Below are 15886 nucleotides of genomic sequence, written 5' to 3'. Positions count from 1 at the left end.
TCGGGCCCAACTGGCCTGAATCGGCCTTACTTATTAGCAGAGGAATTTATGGATATCTCATTTGGCAGCGTCACCCTGGTGATCCTGTTTGTGGCGCTGGTGTTCGTGTTCAAGACGATCAACGTGGTGCCGCAGCAGCACGCGTGGGTGGTCGAGCGGCTTGGTAAATACCATGCCACGCTGGCGCCCGGACTCAATATCGTGATCCCGTTTGTCGACCGCATCGCCTACAAGCACGTGCTCAAGGAGATCCCGCTCGACGTGCCGCCGCAGGTCTGCATCACCAAAGACAACACGCAGCTGCAGGTGGACGGCATCCTGTACTTCCAGATCACCGACGCCATGCGCGCCTCGTACGGTTCGTCGAACTACATCGCCGCCATCACGCAGCTGGCGCAGACCACCCTGCGCTCTGTGATCGGCCGCATGGAACTGGACAAGACCTTCGAGGAGCGCGACCACATCAACACCACGGTGGTCAACGCCATCGACGAATCGGCCGCCAACTGGGGCGTGAAGGTGCTGCGCTACGAGATCAAGGACCTGACGCCGCCGAAGGAGATCCTGCACGCGATGCAGGCGCAGATCACCGCCGAGCGCGAAAAGCGCGCGCTGATCGCCGCCTCCGAGGGACGCAAGCAGGAACAGATCAACATCGCCAACGGCGAGCGCGAAGCGCAGATCGCCCGCTCGGAGGGCGACAAGCAGGCTGCCATCAACCGCGCCGAAGGCCAGGCCGCCGCCATCGTCGCGCTGGCGGAAGCCAATGCGACGGCGCTGCGCCAGGTGGGCGCCGCGATCCGCGAGCCGGGTGGCGAGGACGCGGTCAACCTGAAGGTGGCGGAGCAGTACGTCGGCGCCTTCGGCCAGCTTGCCAAAACCAATAATTCGATTATCATCCCGGCCAACCTGGGTGAAATGAGCGGCTTGATCGCCACCGCCATGCAAGTGGTGAAGACGCAGAAGGACGCGCCGCTGATCAAACCAGCCAAAGTATAAGGAGCAGGCGATGGGGACATGGGCGGTGGACGCTTTCGGCAACGACTACGCGCAGGACTGGGCGCAGGATTTGCAGGAGATTAGCAATCTGGACGCGGTCGAGGACACGCTCAACACGGCGCTCGACACCAGCGCCGGCGAGCTGGAGGCGCCGTTCGCGGCCGAGGCGCTGGTGGCCGTCGAGGTCATCGCGCGCCTTCAGGGCAAGGGTGGCGCGGCCAGCGAAGACAGCGCGGTGGTGGACCAGTGGGTCGCGGCGCGCAAGCCGAAGGCGCGCCGGCGCGCCGATCTGGAGGACAAGGCCCTGCAGGCCATCGCCCGCATCCTGTCGGACCAATCGGAATTGCGCGAGCTGTGGGCCGAGAGCGAGCATTACGAGGCGTGGCGCGCGTCGGTCGAGGAGCTGCGCGCGCGCGTGCAGCCGTGAAGCCGTGAAGCCGTGAAGCCGTCGGCGGGCGGTCGTTCGCTTAGAACGCGTAGGTCAGGCCCAGGCTCCACGATTTTGGCGGATGCACCGGATACCAGGCATAGCGCCGGCCGTCGTCCTGCACATATTCGCGGGCGATTTGCACCGTCCAGTTGCCTAACGGGATGCCGACGCCGAGCCGCGCGTCGATGCGCGAGGAAGTCGGGATGCCAGGCCAGTAGTCGCCGCTAACGTTATGCAGCACGCCGGCGTGGGCGATCAGGTTGAAGCGCGGATGCACCGGGTAGAACGCGCTCACCTCGGCGTACACCGTCTTCACCGGGAAGCCCAGGTACTTGGGCGAATAGTAGATCCGCGTGCTGCCACGCTCGAAGCTCAAGCCGGCGTAGCACTCCGAGAAGTCATTTTGGTGCGCTTGCGTGTAGGTGATGCGGCTGCAGCCCGCCTCCCAGCTGCCGCCCGAGGCGAGCCGTCGCGCATAGCCGGCGTAGCCTTGCAGCTTGTAGCCTTCGGCGTCGCCGATGGTCATGGCGCTGGCGAACCCGCCCAGATACCATCCCGCCACGCCGTCGACATTGACGGTCACCTGCGGCACGGCGTTGCCCTTGCCCGGATTTTGTCCGCGATAGCGGTACTCCGACTGCAGCGCCACGCTGCCGCTGATGTCCATGTCCGCCTGCGCGCGCGCCGCCGGCGCCAGGGCGCACAGCCAGGCGAGGGCGACGGCAGCGCCGCGCGGCTTCACCGGGTGGCGCCGCGCTGGGTCAACTTCGCTGGGCAGCCGCAGGTGCAACGGTCGATGAGATGGGAGATGGTGGCGCATGCGTCAATATTAACAGCGTTCAATACTTCCGGCGCTTGCAGCATGCCCCGCAGCTGGGCGGGCGTGGCGCCGGGTTGCAACTCCCCCAGCAGCGCCAGCATACCGGAGACGTGGGCCGCCGCGTACGAGCTGCCGCTGACGAAGGCCCAGCGCGCGCCCGGGGCGGTGGTCGGCACGTCGTTGCCGGGGGCGAACAACGGCCGCTCCAGGCCGGCCGCCGCCGCGGTCTTGACCATCAACGCGGCCGCGCTCACGGGCGCGAAATTGCCCGACACTTTGACGCTCGGCTGCGACGCGACGGCCAGCACGCCGCGATGGCTGGCGGGGAATGTCGGCGCGCCCGCCTGCGCGTCCACCGCGCCGACCACGCCGATGCCGCGCTGCAGCGCGACGTCCAGTAAACGGTCCAACAGCCTGTCGGGCGGACCGGACAGGCTCAGGTTGATGACTTTGGCGCCGTTGAGGATCGCGTAGTTGATCGCCTTGCTCAACGTGAAGCTGTTGCACCGGGTGCTCTGATTGGGCAGTTGCCAGCAGGCCCGCAACCCCATCAGTTTGGCCTTGGGCGCCACGCCGACGATGCCGCCGTTGCCGCTGCGCGCGGCGATGATGCCGGCGACGGCGGTGCCGTGCAGTTCCGGCGGCGGCTCGCCGTTGTCGACGAAATTGGCGTTGACCGCCAACTGGCCGTGCAGGTCGGGGTGGCTGCCGTCGATGCCGCTGTCGATCACCGCGACCCGGACCTCGCGGCCGGTGGTGTAGCGGTGCAGGTCGGCAACGTGCCAGTAGCGGGCCGCCGGCTGCACCGGATACAGCGCGTCGGCGGCGGCCGGCGAACCGGCAGTCGGCGCCACCGGATTGGCCGAATTCATCGAGGAGGCCGGCGCGGAATCACCGCCGGGCGCGCCGCGCGGCGCCTGGCCGGCCATACCTTCGAACCTGGCCACCGGCTGCGCCCATTCCACCTGCGGGTCGCGCGACAACTGCTCGATGATGCGGGCGGCGTCGGCGTCGTCCTTGTAGCGCATCACGTAGCAATCGATGCCGAGCAGCGACATGGCCCAGCCCTCGACCACCGTCATGCCGTGCTGCCGCGCCAGCGCCTCGGCGCGGCGCCGACGTCCGCCGCTGCCGCTGTCGTCCATGTAGCGGCCGCCGTAGGTGGCGTCGGGACGGTAATGCGTGGCGGGCAGGCGCAGCATCACCAGCAACTGGTTCGCGCCCGGATCAAGCGAGCCGTCGTCGGCTGGCGGCAGGATGCGTTCGTCGCCCGCCGGCGGCGAGGCGCCGGCCACGGGGGCCGACGCTGCCGCTTGCGGCTCTGGGACGTCCGCATGGAGCGCGCCCGCCGCCGCTGGCGCCAGCACTGTCGCCAGCACGGCGGCCAGCACGGCCGGCAGCAAGGCCGCCCGCACGATGGCGCGCGCGGTCACGGCGTGCCGCCGTCGTCGAGCGCCTCGGCGAATTTGACGGCGGGGTCGGCGCGCAGCGCTTGCAGCGCGCGGTCGCGGTTCTCGTCCGCTACGCTGATCAGGTAGGCATCGGTGACGGTGGGGCCATCGACCACGCGCGCGCCTTGCGCTTGCAGGATGCGCCGCAATTCGCGTTCGGTGGTGGTGGGCTGGAACATCACGACGAGGTTGCCAGCCGGGGCCGCGCCGACGCTGTTGCCCAGCACGCGATAGGCGGCGGGCGGCGCGTCCGGACGCGCCAGCAGCGCCACCAGACCGACGATCAACACCCATTGCGCCGCCACCGCCCAGCGCAGCCAGGTCGGCTGGTTGGCCGCGCCCATGGCCCACCAGCGCCGCGGCACGGCCGGCACGATCGGGAGCGCGGGCGCATCGGCCGGCGGGCTGACATCGGCGGCGGCGGCGGTCGTGGCCGTGCCGGCCGGCGCCGCGTCGGCGCGCGCCGGAACATCGCCGGTGTCGTCCACCGGACCGAGCGCCGGCAGCAGCCGCGCCCAGGCGCGTTCCATGTCCACTCCCGGCGGCAGGGCGGTGTCGGCGCTCCCTTGGTCCAGCATCTCGCGCTCCCATTGCAAATCCTGACGGCATTGCTCGCACGTGTGCAAATGCGCTTCCACGCGGTGCGCGTCGTCGGGTTCCAGTTGCGATGACGCGTACCAGGGCAGCAGTTCCTGCACCGCCTGGTGCGCCGGGACATCCAGTCTGAAGACTCGCCCGTTCATCGCCCGTTCTCTCTCTCGTTCCACAACAAATCCTTCAATCTGTGCCGCGCATGAAACATCCGGGTTTTGACCGTGTTCACCGGGCAATCGACCACTTCAGCGATGTCGCTGTAGGCCATCTCATGATAATAGGTTAGTACCATCACCGCGCGCTGTGCGGCCGGCAATTGATCCAACGCCTCGGCGACCGTATTCTGCAATTGCAGCCGGGTAATCGCCTGCTCCGGCTGGTTGCCGCTGTCGTCCTCGTACAGCGACGCGTCGGACTCCACCGGATCGTCGCTGCCACGCAAACCCTTCAGCGTTTTGCGGTAGGCGATGGCGAAAATCCACGTGGAAGGCTTGCAACTGCCGTCGAAGGTCTCTGCTTTTTGCCAGACCACCAACATGGTGTCGTTGACAATTTCCTCGATCAAGGTCGCGTTGCGGGTCATGCGTCCGATGAAGCGCGACAGGCGCGAAAAATAGCCGCGGTACAGCTGCTCGAAGGCGGCCCTGTCCCCGCCCGCTATCCTGCCCAGCAGGCACGCCTCGTTCGCATCCGGTAATGAGCCCGTCGACAGGCCCTGTGATTGACGCATCCGCCATCCTCCATTGTTTGCCGTAGATGCCGTTCGGCGGGCAAATGGTTCTACTAAACAGCAAATATATATGCGCAACAAGCACGCAACCGTGCGCGACAGCGACGCCGGGTCAAAAACCTGTCCATCGCGCATGCTACCACCCGGATTCGGCTACCATGGCATGCATGGACCTGAACGCTCACATCGACCACCTGCAAACGTTTTTACACCGGCACCGGCGCGTGCTGGTGCTGACCGGGGCCGGTCTCAGCACCGACTCCGGTATTCCCGACTACCGCGACAGGGACGGCGTGCGCCGTGGCCGCACCCCGATCCAGGGCCCGGATTTCCGCCGCGACGAGGGCGTGCGCCGCCGTTACTGGGCGCGCAGCATGGTCGGGTGGCCAACGTTGGCGCAGGCCGCGCCGAACGTCGGCCACCGCGCGCTGGCGGCGCTGGAGGAGGCCGGCCGCATCGACGGCGTGATCACGCAGAATGTCGACGGCCTGCACCAGCGCGCCGGCAGCCGCCAGCTGATCGAGCTGCACGGCAACATCCACGGTGTCGTCTGCCTGGACTGCCGCCGGGTCGCCGGGCGCGCCGCGATCCAGGCCGAGCTGCTGGAAGCGAATCCCGGCCTGTTCGCGGTCGACGCCGAGGTGCGCCCCGACGGCGACGCCGAGGTCGAGCTGGAGGCGCTGCAGCACTTCCACGTGCCGGTCTGCGCGCACTGCGGCGGCACCCTGCAACCCGACGTGATCTTCTTCGGGGATAATATTCCGGCCCAGCGCACCGCCGACGCGCTGGCCATGATGGAGCGCGCCGACGCCTTGCTGGTGGTCGGCTCGTCGCTGATGGTGTTTTCGGGCTACCGCTTCTGCAAGCTGGCGGCGGCGACGGGCAAGCCGATCGCGGCGATCAACCTGGGCAAGACGCGCGCGGACGACCTGATCGGACTGAAGGTGGAGGCGGCGGCGGCCGAGGTGCTGCCGCGCCTGTTGTGAGCGGGTGGCGGCTTAGTTCCGCTGCAGCATCGAGCGGACGATGGCTTCCTTGGCCAGCACATAGTCCTGGCCGGCCAGCACCAGGTTGGAGTTCGGCTGGATCACCTTGACGTTGATGAACACCATGTCGCTGGTTTCCGCGTACGATCCCACCACGATGGCCTGGGCGTTGTGCGCAGTCGCCACTTCGCCGATTTCGCGGGTAAGCATCAACTCGCCCTGGTTGCGCTTCAGGTAGACGTTGTTGCGCAGTTTCATTTCGATCATCCGCATGCCGCCCTGCGCCAGGCGGGTCGACACCTGTTCCGACACCAGCCGGCCCAGCGTCGTGGTCTGCTCCAGCGCGTCGATGTTGACGATGGTGGCCATGATCAGCGGCTTGTCGGCGGTCAGCTTGCCGCTCAGCTGGTGCATCAGCGAATCGGCGGCCTTGTAGTTGGCGTCGATGAACTGGTTGGACGAGATCGTCGAATAATTGCCTTCCTCCTTGGTGGCGGTGGAGGAGCAGGCCGCCAGCAGCAGCGGCAGCGCCAGCGCGGCGGCGCGGGCCAGGGATGTCATGGGCATTTACATGTCTCCACGTACTTTGAAGGTACGGGTCAATTTGGTGAGTTCGGCGTCCTGCTCGAGCACGCCGTACAGTTCGCGGTCGGAATCGGCCACATAGTAGGCCGACGTGGTGCGCGCCAGGTAGCGGTACTGGTCGGACACCGACAGCGTGACGATGATCTCGGTCTTGGGCGTTTGGCCGGGGGCGAACTGTGCGTTGTTGAGGTCGTACGGGTCCCAGCCGGCGTTCATCGCGTCCTCGTCCGACATCGGCGTCGGCGACAGCTCGGCCATCGAGACGCCGCCGGGCAGCGCGGTGCGCTCGCCGATCGGACGGTATTGCGGACGGTCGGCGGCGAAGGTGACGGCCTGGATGTCCAGATCGATCTTGAGCGAGCCGGCCGGCGTGCGCGTGACGACATAGCCGTCGTTCACCAGCGAGGTCGTCAGCTGGGTGACCAACGCGCGCTGGAAGGCGTTCGAATCGGCCGGCTCGTTGATGAAGACTGGGCGCGGCGGACTTTTCTTGAGCTGGGCCACCAGCCGTTTTTCGATGCTGTTGGACACCACGCCCCAATGGTAGGCCGCTTGCAGCTTGGCCTGCTTGGTGGTGGGGAAGTTCGCCGCCAGCGGAGTCGGCGTATAGCGCGCCGCACATCCTGACAGGACCAATCCGGCTGCCAGAGCCATTGCAGTTTTCAGCGCCATTGTTGCCTCATCGTCAAAAGTCTACCGTGATCCGTGCCCGCGCGCAGTGCCTGGGGGCGCGAATGTGAAATCATCCAGCGTCCAGTTTAGCATGGATGTTTCCGATTAGAAATTCTGAAGGCGATAAAAAACCCGGTTCGGGACCGGGTTGTGTACGGAGCGCGCAACAGTTTTGGCGGTTTCAGCGGCTGTGGGTCTTCATCGCCGCCGCCACTTCGCGTTTGCCGTCGCGGTCCTTCTCGGTGGCGCGCTTGTCGTGCATTTTTTTACCCTTGGCCAGGCCGATTTCACATTTGACCCGTCCGCCCTTGTAATGCAGGTTGAGCGGCACCAAGGTGTAGCCGGAGCGCTCGACCTTGCTGATCAGCTTGTCCATCTCCTGGCGGTGCAGCAGCAGCTTGCGGGTGCGCACCGCTTCCGGGCTGATGTGGGTCGAAGCGGTGGGCAGCGCGCTGATGTGGGCGCCGAACAGGAACAGCTCGTCGCCACGGATGGTGACGTAGGCCTCCTTGATCTGGACGCGGGCGTCGCGGATTGCCTTCACTTCCCAGCCTTCGAGCACGATGCCCGCTTCGTAGCGGTCCTCGATGAAGTAGTCAAAAAAGGCTTTTTTGTTATCGGCTATGGTCATGGGGTTCGTAAATCAGCTGAAAACCCGTGCGGGTCGGTTAAACTACTGCTTCGCGTCAAAAAACGCGACTAATTCAACATCATAGCAAATGGTTAGCCAATGGCAGTAGTGCACAAATCAGTTTTCCTCGGTTACAGCGCCCAGCAGATGTTCGACCTGGTTGCCAACATCGATGACTATCCCAAGTTTCTGCCGTGGTGCAGCGGCGTCGAGATCCGCGAGCGTGGCGACAGCGTGGTGGTGGCCAGCATCGGCATCAACTACCACGGCGTCAAGCAAAGCTTCACCACCTCCAACGAGAACACGGCGCCGACCACCATCAAGATGAAGCTGGTCGACGGTCCTTTCAAGTGCCTCGACGGCGTGTGGACGTTCAAGGCGCTGCGCGAGGATGCCTGTAAGATCGAACTGGATATGCGCTACGAATTCTCTGGCACCCTGCTGGACAAGCTGGTCGGGCCGGTGTTCGGCATGATCGCCAACAGCATGGTCGATTCCTTCTGCAAACGGGCGGAAACCGTCTATGGCGGCTGAACCGATCAACGTCGAGGTCTGCTACGCCAGCGACGCGGTGCAATTCCTGCGCGCGTTGCGGGTGCCCGTGGGCACCACGCTGGAGCAGGCCATCGCCGCCAGCGGCGTGCTGGCCGAGGTGCCCGGCATCGACCTTGCCACGATGCAGGTCGGCATCTATGCCAAGAAAAAGCCGCTGGACACGGTGCTGCGCGAGCACGACCGCGTTGAAATCTACCGCCCGCTGATCGCCGATCCCAAGCAAGCGCGCCGCCGCCGCAAGCTCTCCGCCTGACAGCCCGGGGTCAAGTCTGTCATTCGGACACGGCCTGATCAATCTGTGACGCCTTCCCGTTGAATGGCGTAACGGTTTGCGCCGATTTTGCTCAGGCGCTCTATCCGGCCGGTCCCAATGCGGCTTCCATTGAGATAGCTCAGACGCCGTGCCATTGGTGGGAAGAGAATGACGCGGTCTTGATTTCGCCGGGAGCATGATTTACTACAATCTTTTCGTCGACTGCATGCGGATTCACCCACTGACATCGAGCGCGGCATAGGCGAGCGGCCGGTTTGGCATCAGCTACAATATTGGCTCATTGTAATTACTGCGGAGCCAAATTGATCGAAACGCACACCGCACCACCAATCCTGCACCGCGCCGGCGTCGTACTGCTGGTGGTTGGCGCGGTCGATATCGCCTACATGATCTGGCGCCTGTCCACCGGCGCCAGCTATTCCTACAGCATGACCATCCCCGCCGTGATCGCCGGCGTGCTGCTGATGCGCGGCAGCCTCAAGGCTGCCTCCGCACTGATCTGGATCGCCGCCATCCTGCTGCCGATGGCGATCGCCAGCGGCGCGATGTCGCTGATGCAGCCGCTCGACCTGACTATCACCGAACTACGCGTGGCGCCCGCCGCCCATCTCGGCGCGGCGCTGCCGCTGGCGGTCTTCTGCGCGCTGTTGTACTGGCTGTTGCAGCAACTGGGCCGCCTGCCGGTGCAATCGGCGATTCAGACCGCTGGCCGCAAGAAGCCCGCCATCAACGTGGCGCTGACCATTGGCGTGGCGCTGTCGATGCTGGCGCTGACCGGCAAACAGCTAGGCCAGAACAGTGATTTAAAGAAGAAGGCAGAACAGCTTGCGCAGGAAAAGCACGGCGCGCAGTTCCGCTATCACGCGACCAGCATCACGCCGCGGGACGATACGGAAGGCACCTTCGTCGAGGCCAAGGTCCAGGCGTGGAATCAGAACAGCGTCGACACGGTCGACGTGTTCTGGAAAGAGAAATGATGCGAGGGGACTGCGGCATCGCGTGAACCGCGATGCCGCGTGCGGGACGGCTTAGCGTCCGCTGATGTTGAGCGTGCGCGCGTCCAGCTTGACCTTGACGGTGGCCGCAGGCTTGGCGCCGGCCGATTCGGCCAGCGTCACGATGTACTCGCCGCCGGCGATCTTCCAGGTTTTGCTGGCGCTGTCGTACATGGCCAGCAGGCGCGGATCGATCTTGACCTTGGCCTTGCCGCTGGCGCCGGCCTTCACCGCCACCTTGTCCCAGCCGCCCAGGCGCTTCGGCGCTTCCCAGCCGCCGGCCGCCGGCGACACGTACACCTGGCCAACCGCCTTGCCATCGCGCTTGCCGGTGTTCTGCACGTTGAAGGTGACGTCGATGCCGGCGCCATCGGTCGACTTGTTCGCGCTCAGGTCCGCAAAGGCGAAGCTGGTGTACGACAGGCCGTAACCGAACGGGAACAGCGGCTTGTGGCCTTTCAGGTCGAACCACTTGTAGCCGACGGCCGCGCCCTCGATGTTGTAGTCGGTGCTGATCTTTTCGATGATGTTCTCATCCTTGGTCACCGCGTCGCCGTCGAGCACCGGACGTGGCAACTGCGCCACCGAAGCCGGGAAGGTGGCCGGCAGGCGTCCCGACGGATTGACTTCGCCGGTCAGCACGCGCGCGATCGCCGCGCCGCCGCTGGTGCCCGGATACCAGGCTTCGACCACGGCGCCGACGTTGTTCAGCCACGGCATGACGACCGGGCCGCCGGTTTGCAGCACCACGATGGTCTTGGCGTTGGCCTTGGCCACTGCCGAAATCAGCGCGTCCTGCTTGTTCGGCAGGTTCAGGTCAGGCGCGTCGATGGCCTCGGCCATCCACTGGTTGCCGAACACGATGGCGACGTCGCTCGACGCGGCCAGCTTGGCGGCTGCGGCGGCATCCTTGCCGTCGTTGTAGACCACTTTGGCGCCGGTGCGCGTGCTCAGTTCCTGCATCGGCGACGAGCGGTGGTAGACCATCGGTCCCGGGAAGAAGGCCGGGCCCTCGTTGGCGACCGGCGACAAGCCGACCGGATAGACCTGCGCCGAGCCGCCGCCGGACAGCACGCCGACATTGGCGTGGCCGCCGATAATGGCGATGGTGCGCACGTTGGCGCCGAGCGGCAGCAGGTCGTTGCTGTTCTTGAGCAGGACGATGGCTTCCTCGGCGTCCGACTGCGAGATCTTGCCGTTGGCGGCGAAGTCGATGCCGGCGTCGTCGGTGGTCGGCGTGACCACCGGATGCTCGATCAAGCCGTTGGCGAACATGGCGCGCGTGATGCGCTTGACCATGTCGTCCAGGCGCGCCTGCGGCACGTGGCCGTTGACGACCGCTTCCTTCAGCGCTTCGTTGAAGTAGGCCGATTTGTCGAACGGGTGGCCCGACTGCTGATCCAGCCCGTGCATGGCGGCGGGAACGGTGGAGTGGGTCGCGCCCCAGTCGGACATGACGTAGCCCTTGAAGCCCCAATCCTTCTTGAGCACCTGGTTCAGCAGATAGTCGCTCTCGCAGGCGTAGGAACCGTTGACGCGGTTGTACGCGCACATCACCGAACCAGGATCGCCGCGCTCCATGGCGATTTGCAGCGCCAGCAGGTCTGACATGCGGCCGGCTGTGTCGTCGATCTTGACGTTGACGTGATTGCGGTTGGTTTCCTGGTCGTTGAAGGCGAAGTGCTTCAGCGTCGAGACCATGTGGTTCGACTGCACGCCGCGAATCTGCTCGCCGACCATGACGCCGGCCAGCAGCGGATCTTCGCCGCCGTATTCGAAGTTACGGCCGTTGCGCGGCTCGCGCAGCAGGTTGACGCCGCCGGCCAGCATGATGTTAAAGCCCGTCTTGCGCGCCTCGCTGCCGATCATCGCGCCGCCGGCGAACGCCAGTTCCGGGTTCCACGTGGCCGTGGTGGCCAGGCCGGAGGGCAGGGAAGTGCGCTGGTAAGGTTTTTTGGACGCCGCCTGGGTGGCGACGCCGACGCCGGCGTCGGCCTGCCATTGCGGCGGCAGGCCAAGACGCTCGATGCCCGGAATGAAGCCGGCCGAATCCTTGCGGCCTTCCTTTGGCGCGACGTGTTTCTTGGACTCGAAATCGGTGGAGAAGTAGCCGAACACGGTCTGGATCTTCTCATCCAGCGTCATCGCCTTGACCAGCTGCTCGGCGCGCGCGTCCGGCGTCAGCTTTTTATCGAGCCATGGGCGCTTGGCGTCGGCGGCATGGGCCGCTCCGCTTAACGTGGAAGACAGCATGAGGGGATAAACCAGTGCCAGTGACAGCCAGAGACGCTTCTTCATACGATTGCTATGTCCTTATATTTCGATTTATAGGTCGGCGCGCGGGATTAAAACCTCGAGCGCGTATACGCCACCCGCAACGATACCGGTCACGCGCGGTTCAGGCAATCGTTTTCCGTCCAGCGCGACCTGAATTTCACCGACATCGGCGCGGCGGATCGATACCTCGAACGTGGCGTAGCGGAACTGGCGGGTGACCTTGATGCCGTCCCAGTGCTTGGGCAGCTGCGGAGCGACCAGCAAACCGTCGGTGTCACCCTTCAAACCGCACAGGCCCTCGATGAAGCAGCGGTAGGCCCACGACACGGTGCCGGTGTTGAACAACTGGCTGGAGCGGCCGGCCGTGCGCGGATACTGGTGGTAGGCGCCGCGATAGTAATTCGGGATGAACACCGGCAGCTGGCCGCGCTGCAGGTAATCGGCCTCGCTCGGGCCGGGGATCATCTGGCGCAGCAGCTTGTAGGCGCGGTCGCCTTCGCCGACCGTGTACAGGCTATAGATGTAGAAAATCGAGGCGTGGTTGTAGACCGCGCCGTTCTCCGCCGAACCGGGGTGCTTTTGCGTCACGCGGCCGACGTCGTCGCGCATGGCGCTGTACGGCGGCGCGAACATCGCCACGCCGTACGGCGTGTCCAGCTGCTCCTCGACCTGCGCCATCATCGCCGCGCGCTTGTCCGCGTCGGCGGCGCCGCCCAGCATCGCCCAGGCCTGCGGGTTCAGATAGATGCGGCCTTCCTTGTCCTTGCTGATGCCGAAGGTGACGTTGTCGTCGGTGATGCCGCGCGCGTACCAGTCGCCGTCCCACAGGTGCTCGTTGGCGGCGCGGTTGACCGCCACCGCGCCGGCGCGGAAGTGCTTCGCGCTTTCCGCCAGCGAGGCGTTGGCGGCGCCGCTCTTCTCGCAGATATCGGCCCACAGGTTGAGCGCGTAGGCGGTGGCCACCGTCAGCCAGCCCGACACGCCGCGCCCCTTGTAGCCGACCATGTTCATCGGATCGCACCAGTCGCCCTGGGCGATGTAGCTCAAACCGCGCTTGTCGCGCGCCTGCAGCAGCCAGTCCATCGCGCTGCTCATGCGCTCGGAGACGGTGATGGCGACGCCGCTGTCGTGGCCGACGACGTCCTCGTTGAGGATGTCGTAGTCGCCGGTTTCGTCCAGGTACACCTTGAGCGCCACGGGCAGCCACACGCAATGGTCGGTGTGCGGCACCTGGTTGATGTATTTGAGCTCCGCGCCTTCGGCCAGCAGGATCCCGTCCGGCATCGCGCCGCTGGCTTCCTGCTGCGACAGCGCATGCAGGAAAGCCGCGCGCATCACACCGGGCTTGATGAAGCTCATGCCCATATTGTCCTGCAGGTAGTTGCGGGTCTGCGGATCGGTGCTGAGGCGATTGACGTCGCCGTGGTAGAACACCTGGCGCGGCAGCCAGTTGTTGACGAAGTTATCGAGCTCCTTGTCGGGCGTCTCGATGCGCAGGCATCCGCGTCCGCCGGCGATGTAGTCGGCGTAGTCCTTGCGCGCGTTGTCGAAGGCGGCGGCGCCCAGGTATTTTTCGCGCATGGCGATGATTTCGGCGTCGTCGAAGGCGGGGCCGAAGATGAAGCGGTAGTCGTGCGACTGGCCTTGCGCGAGTTCCAGGCGGTACTGGACCACGGCGGCCGGCGTCTCGTACCGGGCGTCGCCGTTGGCCAGCAACGGTTCCTGGATCGCGCTCGGATAATGCAGGCCGCCTTCGCCTTCGAACGCCTGCTGCTGCACTTCCCACGCCACTGGCGCCTGCTCGCACAGGAAGTAGGTCTTGTCCTTGAAATCCTTTTGCTTGAAGTAGTCGGTGACCTTCTGATACGGCGTCACGCTGCTCGCCACCACGCCCCCCAGGTCGGCGCGATACTCGCCCGACTGGTTCATCCACGACATGTAACCGATCGGGAAGTAGGGGTAGACACTGAGCTTGCGCGCGCGGCCGGACAGATTGGTCACGCGCAGCGACCACAGTTCCACCACGTCGCTGGTCGGGATGCTCAACGTCAGTTCGATGCGCAGGCCCAAATACTCGATGGTCCATTCGATGTCGCTTTTGCCGACCGAGAAAGTGAAGCTGTCGACCGGCGTGCGCACCGGCTCATACGGCGCCGAGAACAGCTCGCCGGTTTCCTCGTCCTTGATGTAGAAGAAGCGGCCCGGGTGGTGGGCGTAGTAGTTCTGCTCCGGCTGCATGAAGGTCTTGGCCTCCAGGTTCGGCGCGTAGGCGTACTTGGCGGGTTCCGGCTGCATGTACTGGGCGACGGCGTAGCCACGGCAGGTCACCTGGATCATCATTTTCTGGTTCCACAGGAAGCCGGCGGCGCGCGGCATGGCCGTGGCGCTGGTCAGTTCGAAGCGGTCGCCATTGTGGGTTGGGCGTAGCATGAGACGGTCTCCGTATTAAGCTGAATTGAATGCGGGGTTATGCGGGTTTGGCTTTGCGTTCTTCCAGCTCGGCCTGGATCTGAACCAGCTTGGTGTTATCGAGGTTATAGAAGAACATGACCACCACGGCCAGCGCCGCGAAGGCGGCCGGAATGAACGACATCAACCAGACGATGCCGGCCTGCGAACCGGCCGACTGCGCCGCGTTGGCGACATACCCCAGCTGCGTGAACAGCGAGCCGATGACGGCCACCGCGATCGCGGTGCCGAGCTTTTGCGAGAACGTGGCGGCGGCGAAGGTCATCGCGGTGGCGCGGCGGCCGGTGCGCCATTCGTTGTAATCGGCCGTGTCGGCGTACATCGAGAAGGCCAGCGGCGACTTCGGTCCCAGCGCCAGGCCCATGCCGATCTGCAGCGCGAACATCAACGTGACCTGGTCCTTGGGCACGAAGAAGAAGGCCGACGACAGCACGGCGGTCACGCTCATCAAAATCATCATCAGCTTCTTCTTGTCGACGAAGCGCGTCAGGAAGGGCGTGATCGAGGCGCCGACGGCGGCCGAGATCATATACGCCGGCACGAAGCCCTGCATCAGCTCGGGGCGTCCCACCACATATTTGAAGTAGTAGGCCGCGCTGGTGGTGCGCAAGGTGATGGTGATCATGATGATCAGCGCCAGGAAGAACAGCGCCACCCACGGCCGGTTCTGCGACAGGTCGCGGATGTCCTGCGCGACGTTGGATTTCTGCGACGGCGCCGGCGCGATGCGCTCGCGCGTGTTCAGGAACGTCAGCACGAACAGGCCGGAGGCGAATATGCTCCACACCAGCATCGTCAGCTGCCATCCCAGCTTGTCGTCGCCTGCGCCCAGCCACGACACCATCGCCGGCGTGGCGGCGGTGACCAGGGTGCCGCCGGCGAAGGCGAAGATGAAGCGCAGGCCGTTGACGGTGGAGCGCTCCTGCGGATCGGCCGACAACACGCCCGACAGCGCGTTGTAGGGGATGTTGATGCAGGTGTAGCAGACCATCATCAGCAGGTACGTGGCGTAGGCCCAGACGATCTTGCCGTCGTGGCCCAGGTCCGGCGTGGTGTAGGTGAGGATGGCCGCGCAAGCCAGCGGCACCGGCACCCAGACCAGATAGGGGCGGAATTTGCCGAAGCGGGTGCTGGTGCGGTCGGCGGCGGCGCCGATCATCGGGTCGGTGAAGGCGTTGATGATTTTGATCGTAAACATCATCGACGCCGCCGCGCCGGCCGAAATGCCGAAGACGTCGGTGTAGTAGATCAGCAGGAACGTCGCGATATTGGTCCAATAAAAATTGAAGCCCATATCGGCGATGCCGTAGCTGATCTTTTCGCGCCAGGTCAGTTGTTTATTCACAGTCGCCTTGTTTTAACGATACCCGACAGTCTAATGCCGTCGGTTCTTGCACATGTAAAAACAGGCAGTGAAG

The 15886-nt window shown here is 65.0% G+C and carries 16 protein-coding genes; 6 read left to right on the top strand and 10 right to left on the bottom strand.

Translation table 11 applies throughout. The features are described from left to right. Positions 1–48: 48 nt before the first annotated feature. Both BMX85_RS01170 and BMX85_RS01165 read left to right on the top strand, forming a co-directional pair. Positions 49–999, top strand: coding sequence for an SPFH domain-containing protein (locus BMX85_RS01170; RefSeq protein WP_090313839.1), 951 nt, complete (start codon positions 49–51; stop codon positions 997–999). 10 nt (positions 1000–1009) lie between these two features. Next, on the top strand, positions 1010–1426 hold the full coding sequence (locus tag BMX85_RS01165; protein ID WP_090313837.1) for a DUF4259 domain-containing protein: 417 nt from the start codon (positions 1010–1012) through the stop codon (positions 1424–1426). Between the two features lie 40 nt (positions 1427–1466). Here the strand turns inward: BMX85_RS01165 and BMX85_RS01160 are convergent, their stop codons facing one another. From BMX85_RS01160 to BMX85_RS01145, 4 genes are read right to left on the bottom strand one after another with little or no spacing between them, the layout of a single operon-like run. Continuing rightward, complete coding sequence (locus tag BMX85_RS01160) at positions 1467–2171, bottom strand: TorF family putative porin (protein WP_229210228.1); 705 nt, start codon at positions 2169–2171, stop codon at positions 1467–1469. Next, positions 2168–3682 (bottom strand): S8 family peptidase, encoded by a 1515-nt coding sequence (locus BMX85_RS01155; RefSeq protein WP_229210227.1) that lies wholly within the window; start codon positions 3680–3682, stop codon positions 2168–2170. Before BMX85_RS01155 ends, BMX85_RS01160 begins: the two co-directional genes overlap by 4 nt. After that, positions 3679–4443 carry a zf-HC2 domain-containing protein gene (locus BMX85_RS30870; RefSeq protein ID WP_090313833.1) on the bottom strand — a complete coding sequence of 255 codons (765 nt, stop codon included), beginning with the start codon at positions 4441–4443 and terminating at the stop codon, positions 3679–3681. Before BMX85_RS30870 ends, BMX85_RS01155 begins: the two co-directional genes overlap by 4 nt. Next, the gene (locus BMX85_RS01145; RefSeq protein ID WP_090313831.1) at positions 4440–5024 is read right to left on the bottom strand and encodes an RNA polymerase sigma factor; all 585 of its coding nucleotides are present in this window, start codon (positions 5022–5024) and stop codon (positions 4440–4442) included. The genes BMX85_RS30870 and BMX85_RS01145 overlap by 4 nt, the downstream gene beginning before the upstream one ends. Before the next feature lie 158 nt (positions 5025–5182). Here BMX85_RS01145 and BMX85_RS01140 point away from each other — a divergent pair, with 158 nt between their 5' ends. Continuing rightward, the gene (locus BMX85_RS01140; RefSeq protein ID WP_090313829.1) at positions 5183–6010 is read left to right on the top strand and encodes an NAD-dependent protein deacetylase; all 828 of its coding nucleotides are present in this window, start codon (positions 5183–5185) and stop codon (positions 6008–6010) included. Between the two features lie 12 nt (positions 6011–6022). Here BMX85_RS01140 and BMX85_RS01135 read toward each other — a convergent pair whose 3' ends face one another. The 3 genes from BMX85_RS01135 to smpB all read right to left on the bottom strand — a co-directional run bounded on the left by BMX85_RS01135 (position 6023) and on the right by smpB (position 7898). Then, entirely contained in the window at positions 6023–6577 is a 555-nt protein-coding gene (locus BMX85_RS01135; RefSeq protein ID WP_090313827.1) for a FlgO family outer membrane protein, read from the bottom strand. Then, positions 6578–7249 (bottom strand): hypothetical protein, encoded by a 672-nt coding sequence (locus tag BMX85_RS01130; RefSeq protein WP_229210225.1) that lies wholly within the window; start codon positions 7247–7249, stop codon positions 6578–6580. A 199-nt stretch (positions 7250–7448) separates the two neighbouring features. Further along, positions 7449–7898: an SsrA-binding protein SmpB gene (gene smpB, locus BMX85_RS01125; RefSeq protein WP_090313823.1), complete on the bottom strand. Its 450-nt coding sequence runs from the start codon at positions 7896–7898 to the stop codon at positions 7449–7451. Positions 7899–7997: 99 nt separating this feature from the next. Between smpB and BMX85_RS01120 the strand changes: the two genes are divergently transcribed. The 3 genes from BMX85_RS01120 to BMX85_RS01110 all read left to right on the top strand — a co-directional run bounded on the left by BMX85_RS01120 (position 7998) and on the right by BMX85_RS01110 (position 9704). Continuing rightward, positions 7998–8432 carry a type II toxin-antitoxin system RatA family toxin gene (locus BMX85_RS01120; RefSeq protein ID WP_090313821.1) on the top strand — a complete coding sequence of 145 codons (435 nt, stop codon included), beginning with the start codon at positions 7998–8000 and terminating at the stop codon, positions 8430–8432. Next, positions 8422–8706 (top strand): RnfH family protein, encoded by a 285-nt coding sequence (locus BMX85_RS01115; protein WP_090313819.1) that lies wholly within the window; start codon positions 8422–8424, stop codon positions 8704–8706. The genes BMX85_RS01120 and BMX85_RS01115 overlap by 11 nt, the downstream gene beginning before the upstream one ends. A gap of 323 nt (positions 8707–9029) precedes the next feature. After that, the gene (locus BMX85_RS01110; RefSeq protein WP_090313817.1) at positions 9030–9704 is read left to right on the top strand and encodes a hypothetical protein; all 675 of its coding nucleotides are present in this window, start codon (positions 9030–9032) and stop codon (positions 9702–9704) included. Positions 9705–9755: 51 nt separating this feature from the next. Here the strand turns inward: BMX85_RS01110 and BMX85_RS01105 are convergent, their stop codons facing one another. From BMX85_RS01105 to BMX85_RS01095, 3 genes are read right to left on the bottom strand one after another with little or no spacing between them, the layout of a single operon-like run. After that, positions 9756–12020, bottom strand: a complete 2265-nt coding sequence (locus BMX85_RS01105) for a glycoside hydrolase family 3 C-terminal domain-containing protein (RefSeq protein ID WP_090313815.1) — start codon at positions 12018–12020, stop codon at positions 9756–9758. A gap of 27 nt (positions 12021–12047) precedes the next feature. Continuing rightward, positions 12048–14429, bottom strand: a complete 2382-nt coding sequence (locus BMX85_RS01100) for a GH36-type glycosyl hydrolase domain-containing protein (protein WP_090313813.1) — start codon at positions 14427–14429, stop codon at positions 12048–12050. Positions 14430–14466: 37 nt separating this feature from the next. Beyond that, positions 14467–15813, bottom strand: a complete 1347-nt coding sequence (locus BMX85_RS01095) for an MFS transporter (RefSeq protein ID WP_090313811.1) — start codon at positions 15811–15813, stop codon at positions 14467–14469. Between the last annotated feature and the right edge of the window lie 73 nt (positions 15814–15886).

Source organism: Duganella sp. CF517 (assembly GCF_900110275.1).
Taxonomy (GTDB): domain Bacteria; phylum Pseudomonadota; class Gammaproteobacteria; order Burkholderiales; family Burkholderiaceae_D; genus Rugamonas.
Note: the sequence above shows the minus strand (reverse complement) of the source record. Positions and strands in the feature narration are given on the sequence as shown.

Excerpts from the sequence above, each read along its gene's own strand:
- BMX85_RS01130 (WP_229210225.1), bottom strand. The coding sequence starts at position 7,249 with ATGGCTCTGGCAGCCGGATTGGTCCTGTCAGGATGTGCGGCGCGCTAT.
- BMX85_RS01100 (WP_090313813.1), bottom strand. The coding sequence starts at position 14,429 with ATGCTACGCCCAACCCACAATGGCGACCGCTTCGAACTGACCAGCGCC.
- BMX85_RS30870 (WP_090313833.1), bottom strand. The coding sequence starts at position 4,443 with ATGAACGGGCGAGTCTTCAGACTGGATGTCCCGGCGCACCAGGCGGTG.
- BMX85_RS01135 (WP_090313827.1), bottom strand. The coding sequence starts at position 6,577 with ATGCCCATGACATCCCTGGCCCGCGCCGCCGCGCTGGCGCTGCCGCTG.
- BMX85_RS01165 (WP_090313837.1), top strand. The coding sequence starts at position 1,010 with ATGGGGACATGGGCGGTGGACGCTTTCGGCAACGACTACGCGCAGGAC.
- smpB (WP_090313823.1), bottom strand. The coding sequence starts at position 7,898 with ATGACCATAGCCGATAACAAAAAAGCCTTTTTTGACTACTTCATCGAG.
- BMX85_RS01105 (WP_090313815.1), bottom strand. The coding sequence starts at position 12,020 with ATGAAGAAGCGTCTCTGGCTGTCACTGGCACTGGTTTATCCCCTCATG.
- BMX85_RS01120 (WP_090313821.1), top strand. The coding sequence starts at position 7,998 with ATGGCAGTAGTGCACAAATCAGTTTTCCTCGGTTACAGCGCCCAGCAG.
- BMX85_RS01170 (WP_090313839.1), top strand. The coding sequence starts at position 49 with ATGGATATCTCATTTGGCAGCGTCACCCTGGTGATCCTGTTTGTGGCG.
- BMX85_RS01140 (WP_090313829.1), top strand. The coding sequence starts at position 5,183 with ATGGCATGCATGGACCTGAACGCTCACATCGACCACCTGCAAACGTTT.
- BMX85_RS01115 (WP_090313819.1), top strand. The coding sequence starts at position 8,422 with ATGGCGGCTGAACCGATCAACGTCGAGGTCTGCTACGCCAGCGACGCG.
- BMX85_RS01145 (WP_090313831.1), bottom strand. The coding sequence starts at position 5,024 with ATGCGTCAATCACAGGGCCTGTCGACGGGCTCATTACCGGATGCGAAC.